Consider the following 12,043-nt stretch of genomic DNA (forward strand, 5'->3'; position numbering starts at 1 on the left):
GCACAAAAAACCATGAGCATTCCATTCCGATTAATTGGAACAAGGTAATGACAGATAAGGAGCAAACGTGCTTGCGAGCTCATTTATATAGACGATACCAAACACACATGAATAATTATACACATATGAGAAAAGTCAACCTAATAACAGTAGTTGGTCTGATCGTAACAACCTCTCTTTACAGTTGTACAAAGTGGTTGGTGATTGACGAACCGAAGGATGCAATAGCGCAAGTGAAAATGTTTGCGACAGAAAAACAAGCTGAAAATGCATTGATGGGGATATACAATTATTTGATCCACGGCACTTCGGGATCTTCTATTGCATCGAATGTTTTTTCCGGTGGACTATCCACCATAGCAGGATCTAGCTCTTCTTATGAATTAATTCCATCAGATGTGGGTTCTGGTGGGATGCCGGTATTGTGGCAGCTAAATAAAGAAAAATCAGCTGCGCTATGGACATCAGCCTATCAAGCGATTTTTTTGGCTAATGCAACCATAGAGGGAATCTCGAAATCTCAGTCCAATGAACTGAGAGATAGTGTAAAGCGACAATTTATTGCGGAGGCTAAATTTTGGAGAGCGTTTTCACATTTATATCTTATTCAATTCTTTGGCGATGTTCCGTTAGTCTTAACCAGTGATTTTAATCAGACACGAACTTATAGACGAACACCACAGGATCAGGTTTACCATCAGATTTTAATTGATTTACAGGAAGCCGAGCACGATTTACCCAGGACATTCGCTGCAGGTTCGGGTCAGCGTGTTCGAGTTAATGCTTGGGCTGCTACAGCCTTGCTAGCCCGAGTTTATCTGTATATCCGCGATTATACGACAGCGATTTCTAAGGCAACTGAAGTCATAACGGCAACACATTTATTTAATATGCCTAAACTTTCCGACTCATTTCTGGCTAATAGTCATGAGGCTATCTTACAACTATTGCCCACTAATATGTATAGTGATCTGCTTAATGCTACACCCGAGGGCTATACCTTTTTACCTTCTCCTTTAAATACCGGAAATATCTATTATCGTCTTTCTGATCATTTGTTGGAGGCTTTTGAGCTTGGTGATCAGCGTCAGGAACAATGGATAGGCCTTACAGACCGTACAGCTTCACAACTGCCATCTCCCACATCAGTTCACTTTCCTTTTAAGTACAAACAGGGGATATACAACGGTGCGCTAGGAGCACCTTCTCCCGAATACTATACGGTATTACGACTTGCTGAGATGTATTTAATCCGTGCCGAAGCAGCACTGATTGATCCCAGTGGGGATATTTCTGCAGCACGTGCAGATTTAAATAAAATTCGTAGCCGCGCCGGTTTAACCGATCTGCCATTAACATTAGATCGGCAGGAATTGATTGCATCTCTCTGGCAGGAGCGCCAAGTTGAGTTCTTTGTTGAATGGGGACATTATTGGATAGATATATGTCGGAATGGGAGTGCGCGACATATCCTTTCTAACGTCTCGGTAAATACGCCATGGTTGGGGGATTGGCAACTTCTATATCCTATTCCTGAGGATGAAATCAAAAACAATAAAAACATAATTCAAAATGAAGGCTATGATCAGGTTCGTTAACAGTCGCTGTAATATATTAGTTTTGCTCGGCTTATTCTGTCTTTTCTCTTGTAAGGAGGAAGAAAAATCCCCCCAACAGATAAGTTCCCTAACCCTTGTACATGCGGTCGTCAACGCAGGTACCCTTAAGACTAATTTTAAAGGTCGGGAACCTATCCGATACACGACTGCCAATGGGGTCAACTACGGCATTTGGAACACTGGGTCAGGCCAGTATACGATCAGTTCTAAAAATAAACAATTGGGGCTTTTTCATGTTCCGGATACTTTGGTCGATAGTAAGCCGTTTTTTTTAATACCGCTAGAAGTCGGCTACTCACCGTTACAGACTCTTTTTCTAACCGGGACATTACAGAACCCGGAATATAGACTGGTAAACGAACAATTGCCCCGATTATCCCCTGCGGATAGTATTGTAGGCGTAAGGTTCGTTCATCTAGCGCCGGACCAGCCGGCTGTGAACATCTATCTCAGGGGAGCGGTTTTGCAAGAGAAAATAGGGTACAGGGATAATGTTACAAATAATTTTCATCTGCTCTCTGCTAAGAAAAGCCAACCCGAGTATGTCTTTGAATTTAGAGATGCGACTACGGACGAATTATTGAATGAGTATCGGTTTGATCCTTCTGATGAATCTCTTGATCGGAATATCTACCGCAATCGTTGCATCAGTTTGGTGTTAACAGGGGGGCCGCACAAGTTGACAAGTCCTCAGTTTTCTACGATTTTAGTACACCACTTTTAAATAACTATAAACTACGATATGAGTATTTTAATAACAGAAAACCTGTCCCATAAATATGGGGCAGGCTGGGCTATCCGTGACATTAATATCGATATTCCACAAAAAGGAGCTTATGGACTACTAGGGGCTAACGGCGCCGGTAAATCCACTCTGATGAATATTATATGTGGTGCACTCAAGCCGACCGATGGACGTGTAATAGTCAATGGGATAGATCTAAGAAAGGAACCACAGCGTGCCAAGACCTCGATAGGTTTCCTACCCCAAATACTTCCTTTGTACTTAGATCTTAGTGTAGAAGAGTATCTACGCTACACAGCTAGTCTGCGACTCGTGGATAAGAAAAATATAGATAGAGCTGTAGAAGAAGTGCTAGAACGTTGTCAGATTACGCATTTTAGACGACGTCTTTTAAAAAATCTATCTGGAGGATACCGGCAGCGAGTTGGTATTGCGCAAGCGATCATCCATAAGCCACTGTTGGTGGTGATGGACGAGCCTACTAATGGTCTGGATCCGAATCAATTGATAGAAACGCGTAGACTCATACAGGAAGTAGCAGAGCAAAGCCTCGTACTTTTGTCTTCCCATATTCTAACAGAAATAGGTCAACTGTGTCAAGAAATCATTCTCATTGATAAAGGAGAACTTTTGTTTTCCGACAGTGCATCAGCCTTTCAACAGCAGGTCCAATCTACCTATTTACAGGTTATATTTGATAATCCGCCCCCTATCGAACAGCTTAGTCAGCTAGTTGGAGTTAATGCAGTAGATATGGAATCAAAAGGTAGTTATAGAATATCCTACGACAATCTGGACATGCTGACACAGCAATTATTAGAACTATCGATACAAAAGGGCTGGAAGTTGAAGACCATAAGACCAGTCGAGAATAGTATGGATGAAGTATTTAAGGAATTAACCAATAAAAGATAAAACACAATGAAACTGATCCTTCGAATTGCAAAAGAAGAGTTGAGACAATTATTCTTTTCACCAATAGCATGGTTTTTACTAATTGCTTTTATCCCTCTATGCTCCTTTTCATATTATATGATTGTAGAAGCTTTGAGCACGTGGCAGGACACATTGTTGGCAAATGATACTTCATTTACTGGTTTTCATGCAGGTTTGTCAAAAACAATTTTTACAGAATCGCTCTATCCGAGGGTTTTCCAACATTTATATCTTTTTTTTCCACTTCTGACGATGTCCATTATCAGTAAAGAAGAGGGAGCTGGTACTATTCGTTTATTACAATCATCTCCGTTGAAAATGAGTGAAATATTGTTGGGCAAGTATCTTTCTTTATTGACTTTTACTTTGATCCTAATCCTTATTGTTGGTGGTTTCGTTATTTGTGGGACACTTTCAATTTCGAATGTGGATCTAGGGTATTTGCTACCCAGTCTCCTAGCCATGTTTTTGATGTCGGCCTGCTATATTGCGATAGGGATGTATTTCAGTAGTCTTACAGTATATCCGGTTATTTCGGCTCTGGCCACTTTCCTCACTTTATTCGTGTTGGGGAATATTTCATCCCTATGGCAACAGTATGATTTTTTCAGAGAGTTAACGTTCTTCTTGTCGATTTCTGGACGAGCCGAGAAAATGGTATTGGGTCTGATCACATCTTATGATCTAATCTATTATCTTTCGATTTGTATATTGTTCTTATCGCTTACTTGGCTTCGCATGCAACGGTCCATCGAATCCAGACCTTGGTCTATTTCACTTTTGAAACATATTGCTATCATCTTCCCTATATTGGTCATTGGTTACCTCTCTATGAGGCCTGCTCTTCGTTATTATATAGATACCACAGCCAATAAGGATAATACCATTAAAACAACAAGTCAAAAGATTTTGGCTGACTTTCGTGAGGAGGAGCCACTGAAAGTGACATTTTATGTCAATCTTTTGAGCCCCGTCTATGATCGTGCATCCCCTGCTAATAGAAATGAATATGTTTGGAGTTTTTGGGAACGATACGTTCGTTTCAAACCTGATATTCAATTTGACTATATATACTATTATGATGTTAAAGATGGGGATAATACACTTTTTAACACTTACAAAAACAAGACTTTAGAGGAAATAGCTGAGCTTCAGATGGAAGGCCGGGGTAATAAGTCTGGTATTAGAGGCTTTGTAACTCCGGACTCTATTCGTAGTCTAGGCGATTATCAGGAGGAGTATGGTATGCCCTTTATTAAATTGGAGTATGGGGAGCGATCCACTATTATACGAACCTTTTCAGATCCGGATTTTTGGCCGGATGAAATGCAGGTATCCTCAGCTTTTAGAAGGCTGCAAAGACAACAGCCCCCGAAGGCGCTTTTTGCTACTGGTAATTTAGAGCGAAATGTTTATAAGAAAGGAGAAAGGGAATATTACGGACATACTATTGATCGTACGTTGCGTACTTCGCTGATTAATCTAGCTTTCGATGTTGATTCTATCAATTTGGATGTCCAAGAGATACCAGAGGGGACAGATATGTTAATTGTAGCGGATCCTAAGACAAGATTAAGTGGTGCCAAGATCGATAAAATAAAGAAGTTTGCAGATCAGGGAGGTAATATCAGTATTTTTGGTGAGCCTGATAAGCAGATGATCCTCAATCCTTTACTTGATACGTTGAATACAGGTGTATCCTTACTATCTGGTCGTTTGATCGAGGTTACTTATGATGAGATGGCCGACCATATTTGGCCGTTTAGTATTCCCGAAACTATTAGCTCACTTGCTCCTGATTATTTTTCTTCACTGATAGAAAAGATAGGTGATGAGATGAAGATTGATAGTGCAGCGTTGTATCGTAAATTGGTGGGTGCTACAGCCATTACTTATGATCAACACAAATCTCTTTATACCATAGAACCTTTGTCCCAAACACAAGCTCAGCGTAATACCTTCCTGAAACAGGGGAGGGTAGTTCTCGATTCCGTACCGCCATTATTTGAGCCTGATCGAGGAGATATTCTGCAACCCAACTTTGATGTTTGGTTAAAGTTGATTAGAGAGACTAATGGTAATGTACAGCGTATTTCTATTCACGGGGATGCCGACGTAGGTAGCACGATGCGTTCTCGCCCAATGGAAGATTTGTTGCCGATTTACAGTTGGATGACAGACAATCTGTTTCCCGTCGTTATCCGTGAAGCGAAACGTGAAGACATCTTTCTCAAATTGACGGCTGCAACAGCCGGTATCCAAAAGACCGTGATGTTATACATACTTCCTGGTTTACTATTACTTTTTTCCATCGTATTTTTAATTCGCCGTAATCGCCAATAGTATGAAGCCATTATTAGAGATTGATGAACAGAGTCGTGCTGATTTAGGGCTAATGGGGGATTTGAGAAATTCCCCACTATTCAAACTTTTTGATCATGCCTATACACGTGGTGGTATGCAATATTTGCAACAGTTATTTTTGAATCCATTATCAAGTGAAGAAGAAATCAAAATCCGTATCCGTATGTTTTCATACCTTTCGGCAATCGATCTTGATTTTCCTTTTCCGTCCCATCTTTTTGATACCTTAGAACGCTATATGCAGCATTCGCAGGCGCAGGAACAAGAGCGCGAAGCTATATATCTACAGGATAAAGAGATAGAAGATGGAGTATTTGCTATGTTGCACCTGTTACACAAGGTAGAAAGCTTCTTTCATTCCGATGCTGCAATGAAAGCCGTAGGACTGGAGGAACTTGTCACTTCCGTATTATCGATATTGAGCCTGCCATCACTACAACCGATATTGGGTGTTTCTAATAGTAAGGCTTTGTCTTACAGTTCTATCGTTGCCTATGATACCTTATTCCGAAGTATTGCCTGGACCGAGATAAGAACGTTGTTGCAATATCTGTACCGTCTGGATGCCTATCTAGCGGTTGGAAAAATCGCCTCAAAGCCAGGTTGGACATTACCTACCGTTTTACCGAGAGCGACTGGCGTATTGCGTGCCAATGGACTATATTACCCAACAATCAAAGGAGCTGTCGCCAATAGTTTTGAATTTAGTAAAGAAAAACGTTTGCTATTTTTGACTGGAGCCAATATGGCAGGAAAGAGCACTTTTCTACGCTCATTGGCACTTGCTCTTTATATAGCCCACCTCGGATTTCCGGTTCCCGCAGATAGTATGGAGTTTTCTGTCCTTGACGGTATATTTACGACGATAAACCTCCCTGATGATCTAGGCATGGGGGCCAGTCATTTTTATGTAGAAGTATTGCGGGTCAAGGATGTAGTAGAGAGTCTGCGAGCAGGTAAATCCATTTTCGTAATATTCGACGAACTATTCCGAGGTACCAATGTGAAAGACGCGATGGAAGCAACTATTGCTGTCAGTCGGCGTTTTCTTCAATCGGAAAACAGTCATTTTGTGATATCATCCCATATTGTGGAGGCTGCTGATGCGTTGCGTGAAGAAGGCACAATCGGATTTCAGTTCCTACCTACGAAGATGGAGGGGCACCATCCGGTCTATACCTATACGTTAGAAGATGGAGTGAGCGATGACCGCCATGGTATGCTTATTATACAAAATGAGCAAATATTAAGTATTCTGGAGAAAGGAGTAACACATGAAATTTAAAATAGACCAACAGACGCTCGAAGAGCTTAACCTATTGGGACGATCTAAACCAGGTTCTGTCCAACAGCTGTTTTCCCGTGTTAAAAGCAGGGCGGGAGAGCAGCTACTGGACCGAATGTTTAAAACTCCTTTGATCGTTAAAGCTGAAATAGAGAATCGTATCAATTGCTTTCGCTTTTTTCAGCACAGGGATATCATATTTCCATTTGATAGCAAGGATCTATCTGAACTGACGGAATACTTTTCGCAGGTCTCTTCTCAAAGTACGATCAAAACTTATTTTCAGGTTTTTTGGAATCGCTTACTTGTTCGGGTATTGAACGATACGCGATTCAAGAAAGAATTGCAGGCATTACATGCACTGGTGTCGGTCTTACAAAAATTAGATCAATTCCTACCGAAGCTTGGAGATATACCCAGTCCTATGTCACAGCGTATCGAAGTCATGCGACAACAAATACAGTCTGGGGTTTTTAGAGAGTTAGTTGCAAGCAATATCTACGAAGGCTTCAATGTAGGGCAGATTGCCCGTTATCAACAACAGCTTCGGGGTAGACTATCGAAAGATGTGCAGGGTATCCTATCATTCATAGCCGAGCTCGACGTTTATATTGCGGTCAGTAATGTAGCAAGGGAGCGCAATTTCACTTATCCTATCGTTCAGGCAGCAGAGACCAATATCTGGAAAGGAACTGATCTCAGGCATCCCGCTATTGAACATGCTGTGGGTAATGATTTTCATTTGGGTCAAGAGTGTAACCTTTTTTTCTTAACAGGAGCCAATATGGCTGGCAAATCCACTTGGATGAAGACCTTGGGTATATCTCTTTATCTTGCTCATATGGGATTCCCAGTTGCTGCAAAATCCTATGAGTTTTCTGTCAGAGAGGGGATGTATTCATCCATCAATGTGGCCGACAATGTTGCTTTAGGCTATAGTCATTTCTACTCGGAGGTAATACGGGTCAAGCAAGCCGCTGAAGCCGTAGCGTCAGGTGCCCGACTGGTGTTATTCTTCGATGAGCTCTTTAAAGGAACCAATGTTAAGGATGCCTTTGATGGTACCTTAGCTGTAACACGTGGCTTTGCACGTTACCGGCAATCACTTTTTATGATCTCTACACATATTATCGAAGTGGGTGAAGAATTAAAAGAGCTGCCCGGTATTCAGTTTGGCTTTATGCCTACCATTATGAATGGACACCGGCCTCAATATACCTATACGCTCAAAGAAGGAATTACAGAAGATCGACAAGGTATGATGATCATACGTAATGAAGGAATTCTGGATTTAATTTAGAAAATATAAATACATAAACCATGAGAAAATTACTTTTAATTTCCCTGATTTTTATCGGGCTGGGACAGCTATGGGCTCAGGAAGATAAGGACTTTTTGTTGACCAAAGAAAGAATCATAGCAGATTTTAAGCTGGCATCAGATATTTTGAAGAAACAGCATCCGCACCCTTACAAGTTTGTTGATTCCGTCCGGTTGGACCAACAATTGGACTCTTTGATGCATCTCGCTCAACAAGAAGAAGATGTCTATGCTATATTACAATATTCTCCTTTGCAACTATTTAGAGACGTACATACCAAGCTACAGCTATCCGCCGAAAACTCAAAGCAGACTATACGTCATACTCGGTTTTTTCCCTTCCCGGTTATCATCGAGAAGGGGCGTATATTTGTAAATAGTAGAGGTGGCTCTATCCCGTATGGAGCCGAAGTGCTGACAGTAAATGGGCAACCCTCATCCATTATCATGCAGATGCTTGCTCCCAACTCGTACAGTGACGGTTTTATTAAGACAGGTACTGACCGTTTTTATGGTGATTTTCAAGGGGTCTGGGGGTATAACAATGCTAGTCCAAAGAACTATACAATACGCTATCGTCCTGCTGATGGCAACAAAGATCAGGAGCAGGTGGTCCCTGCACTGGATCCTTCAAAAGGAGTGCATAGTAGCAGGCTTGGTATTGCGCCGTTTAACCGTTTGGAGACTTCGTATTATGTGTACGGTACCTATCTTGACGAGGAGAGCACCGGCATCCTTACCGTTCTCTCCTTTGCTCTTGATGAGTCTTTTGCGTATAAAGAATTTAGTGATTTCTTTAACGAGGTAAAGAAAAGAAATATTCGTAATGTAATCATTGATATTCGTAGCAATGGAGGAGGCAATCCTGCGATTTCGGCACTATTGTATTCATTCCTGGCACCCAAGTCATTCGATAATGTTTACAATCAGCGTACTAAGACTATTGATATAGCTTATCCGGAGTATACGATTAATAATGGGCGGAGAATGTCTGATGAAGATATACGAAATATGTACAATTTTATGAATCAGCGATTTAATAAAGATTCACTGACAGGGTTTTATGTCGGTAATGCCCGGCTAAAGGAAAGCCAACTCGAAAACTACCCGCCAGATAAAGACGCTTTTAACGGTAGTGTATATGTACTCACCAGTGGAGCTACGGTGTCGGCCGCTACTTATTTTGCATCCTTGGTCCAGAAGAACAAGCGTGGACTGGTGATAGGCAAAGAAACCGGTAGTGGCGAGCAGAGTACCACAGCAGCTTGGTTCTTGAACTACCAGTTGCCCAATACCAAATCTATCTTGACGATCCCGATGTCCGAGATGTACTTTTTCAATGCGCAGACTGATAATGGCAGAGGGGTGATGCCCGACCGGGAGCTGTCGATGGAAGAATTTTTGAAATATTTCCGCTCCGAACAGGATCCGGAGATCAGCTATACCAGAGCGTTGATAAAGCAGGGCACCTAAAACCGGCACGTTGTAAAACTATATTTTTTAGGTGACCTGAAATTTGATACTAGCTACCTATGGTAATGTGATCGCTATAGACGGAAAAGGTATGTCTCTTGGGAATAGAGCATACCTGATCGCTATCGTGCTAGCGCTGCCCTTTTGAGCAGCGCTTTCGGTTTATAAAATACTTTATCTACCGTAATTTTAGGACCCTTTGAGGGTAGTGACACCAGCGGATGGTTTTTAATTTTTGTTAATATCTTCTTAATCTTAGCGTGTTATATTTGAATGGAATTATCACGAGAATAAGAACAATTAGATTTAAGTTTTAATCACGATACTTAAAAATTAGATGGGTTTGCCCTTTGTTGTAGGTTTTTATTTGTTAATTAACAAATAAAGTGCTTAATTCGCTAATTCCACTGTCCTGTTTTATGTCTCAATTAACTGATGAAAATGAATGCGAACTACTTGCCCCATTAAGAAATGGTGATATTGAAGCGTTCAATCAGTATTTCAGACGCTATCATGCTAAATTAGTTTTTTTTTCTAATAGAATTTTAATGTCGTCTGACTTGCAGGATGCAGAAGAAGTGGTACAAGATGTTTTTGTTAAATTTTTTAATAGAAGGACTAAGTTTGAATCAGGTGCTCATATAAAAGCCTTTTTGTATCTCAGTGCCAAGAATGCCTGTCTAGACATCATAGCGAAGGAGAAAGTACGGCTTCGACGTTACGATGCCATTACTAGCCAGTTTGAAGAGTTGGAAGATAATGTAGTCGCTCAGATTGTCTATACTGAACTGATACAGCAAGTTAATCAAGCCATTGATTTATTGCCTAATAAATGTCGTGCTATTATTAAGAAATTTCTAGATGAGGGTAAAAACGCCCAAGAAATTGCGCAGGATATGAATCTTACGGTCAGCACCGTGAATAATCAAAGGGCAAGAGGTATCCGTATACTACGGAGTAAGCTATCGGCTGAAGGAATGAAATTCTTAATTTTCATTTTAGTAGTCTAGTATTGCTGAATTTTTTTTAATTTTTTTTAGAGAAATATTACTTTTTGCCGTATAGGTAAGAAAAGAGCTATGGAAGAAAGCGCTAATCTTAAAAACCTGAAGATTATTGTTGTGTTGCAAAAACGACTGCAAGGAGAGGTGCTATCTGATCATGAAGTCCATATGTTGGATATGTGGTTGCAACAAAGTGAAGCAAATAGATTGATTTATGATGAAATGTCGGAACCAGAACAGTTGGCGTCCAGTTTAGTATTTTTCAATCAGACCGATAGTGAAGCTCAGCTAAACACGTTGCACCAGAGAATACGTAGAGAAACCTTCAGAAAGCGCGCTGTTTATTTAGCTGCTGCGGCTATGTTGTTATTATGTTTAGGTTTGGTATTTTGGCTTTTACCTTATAAAAGCACGGATGGAGTAGCTGAATCTCAAATGGTACAACAGCAAGATATTGCTCCTGGATATAATAGGGCAACACTAAAATTTTCGGATGGCCAGGAGATGAATTTAGATAGTTCAAAAAGTGGTTTGGTAAGTAAGGGATATGCGCTTCGTTATGAAGACGGTGAGCTTATTGAAGCTACGGCTAAATCTGTTAACGCTACCTTAATTACGCCGCATGGAGGTCAATATCAGGTGACCCTCGATGATGGCACTCGAGTCTGGTTAAATGCAGCTTCGGAATTGAAATATCCAATGGTTTTTAGGGGGGTGAATAGGGAGGTTTATTTAAAAGGAGAGGCTTTTTTTGAGGTATCCAAAAACCCGGCTAAACCTTTTATTGTACACACAGAAAAGCAAAGTATTCAAGTCGTAGGAACAGCTTTTGCGGTGCGTGCTTATGATGCAAATGAGCAAACGACTTTAGTAGAAGGCCGGTTAAAAGTGGCAAGTGGAAATAAACAGAAGACATATGATGTTTATCCAGGTTATCAGGTGAGTGTTAAAGCGGGTAATGTTTCTTTACAGGAAGTTTCCATCGACGATTACGTTAGTTGGAAAGATGGGTATTTTGTAGGGACATCGGTTTCTTTGGCTGACTTGATACCTGACTTGGAGCGTTGGTATAATGTGAAATTTATTGATTTCGCATCTTCAATATCTGATGAAATAGGTTTTGTTCGTATTTATCGTAACGAGCCTCTTTCTGCGGTATTGAATGCTTTAGCACTGACATTTGAAGTTAAATTTGAAGTGAGCGGAAAGGAGGTGCGAGTTAAGCGTATAAAGTAATTGTGAAACTTCAAAATCCGCCCTGACTGGTACTCAGGACGGTTGTTGTAAGTCTATTAAA

General features: G+C 40.8%; 9 protein-coding genes. All 9 read left to right on the forward strand.

The features are described 5' to 3' along the window. The first annotated feature begins 125 nt into the window (after positions 1 to 125). Complete coding sequence (locus tag JKG61_RS20785; RefSeq protein WP_202104933.1) at positions 126 to 1,598, forward strand: RagB/SusD family nutrient uptake outer membrane protein; 1,473 nt, start codon at positions 126 to 128, stop codon at positions 1,596 to 1,598. After that, positions 1,582 to 2,343 carry a DUF4397 domain-containing protein gene (locus JKG61_RS20790; protein ID WP_202104934.1) on the forward strand — a complete coding sequence of 254 codons (762 nt, stop codon included), beginning with the start codon at positions 1,582 to 1,584 and terminating at the stop codon, positions 2,341 to 2,343. The genes JKG61_RS20785 and JKG61_RS20790 overlap by 17 nt, the downstream gene beginning before the upstream one ends. An 18-nt stretch (positions 2,344 to 2,361) precedes the next feature. After that, entirely contained in the window at positions 2,362 to 3,279 is a 918-nt protein-coding gene (locus JKG61_RS20795; RefSeq protein WP_202104935.1) for an ABC transporter ATP-binding protein, read from the forward strand. Between the two features lie 6 nt (positions 3,280 to 3,285). Continuing rightward, a complete protein-coding gene (locus JKG61_RS20800) occupies positions 3,286 to 5,643 on the forward strand; it encodes a Gldg family protein (protein WP_202104936.1) in 2,358 nt (785 codons plus the stop codon). Position 5,644: 1 nt separating this feature from the next. Continuing rightward, entirely contained in the window at positions 5,645 to 6,949 is a 1,305-nt protein-coding gene (locus tag JKG61_RS20805; protein WP_202104937.1) for a MutS-related protein, read from the forward strand. Next, positions 6,939 to 8,249 (forward strand): MutS-related protein, encoded by a 1,311-nt coding sequence (locus tag JKG61_RS20810; RefSeq protein WP_202104938.1) that lies wholly within the window; start codon positions 6,939 to 6,941, stop codon positions 8,247 to 8,249. Before JKG61_RS20805 ends, JKG61_RS20810 begins: the two co-directional genes overlap by 11 nt. Positions 8,250 to 8,269: 20 nt before the next feature. Next, complete coding sequence (locus JKG61_RS20815; RefSeq protein WP_202104939.1) at positions 8,270 to 9,742, forward strand: S41 family peptidase; 1,473 nt, start codon at positions 8,270 to 8,272, stop codon at positions 9,740 to 9,742. A 419-nt stretch (positions 9,743 to 10,161) separates the two neighbouring features. After that, positions 10,162 to 10,752, forward strand: coding sequence for an RNA polymerase sigma factor (locus JKG61_RS20820; RefSeq protein WP_202104940.1), 591 nt, complete (start codon positions 10,162 to 10,164; stop codon positions 10,750 to 10,752). A gap of 69 nt (positions 10,753 to 10,821) precedes the next feature. After that, positions 10,822 to 11,982 carry a FecR family protein gene (locus JKG61_RS20825; RefSeq protein ID WP_202104941.1) on the forward strand — a complete coding sequence of 387 codons (1,161 nt, stop codon included), beginning with the start codon at positions 10,822 to 10,824 and terminating at the stop codon, positions 11,980 to 11,982. The last annotated feature ends 61 nt before the right edge of the window (positions 11,983 to 12,043 follow it).

Origin of the sequence: Sphingobacterium faecale, from assembly GCF_016746095.1 — a bacterium.
Lineage (GTDB): Bacteria > Bacteroidota > Bacteroidia > Sphingobacteriales > Sphingobacteriaceae > Sphingobacterium > Sphingobacterium faecale.

Excerpts from the sequence above, each read along its gene's own strand:
- JKG61_RS20825 (WP_202104941.1), top strand. The coding sequence starts at position 10,822 with ATGGAAGAAAGCGCTAATCTTAAAAACCTGAAGATTATTGTTGTGTTG.
- JKG61_RS20815 (WP_202104939.1), top strand. The coding sequence starts at position 8,270 with ATGAGAAAATTACTTTTAATTTCCCTGATTTTTATCGGGCTGGGACAG.
- JKG61_RS20810 (WP_202104938.1), top strand. The coding sequence starts at position 6,939 with ATGAAATTTAAAATAGACCAACAGACGCTCGAAGAGCTTAACCTATTG.
- JKG61_RS20820 (WP_202104940.1), top strand. The coding sequence starts at position 10,162 with ATGTCTCAATTAACTGATGAAAATGAATGCGAACTACTTGCCCCATTA.
- JKG61_RS20800 (WP_202104936.1), top strand. The coding sequence starts at position 3,286 with ATGAAACTGATCCTTCGAATTGCAAAAGAAGAGTTGAGACAATTATTC.
- JKG61_RS20790 (WP_202104934.1), top strand. The coding sequence starts at position 1,582 with ATGATCAGGTTCGTTAACAGTCGCTGTAATATATTAGTTTTGCTCGGC.
- JKG61_RS20795 (WP_202104935.1), top strand. The coding sequence starts at position 2,362 with ATGAGTATTTTAATAACAGAAAACCTGTCCCATAAATATGGGGCAGGC.
- JKG61_RS20805 (WP_202104937.1), top strand. The coding sequence starts at position 5,645 with ATGAAGCCATTATTAGAGATTGATGAACAGAGTCGTGCTGATTTAGGG.
- JKG61_RS20785 (WP_202104933.1), top strand. The coding sequence starts at position 126 with ATGAGAAAAGTCAACCTAATAACAGTAGTTGGTCTGATCGTAACAACC.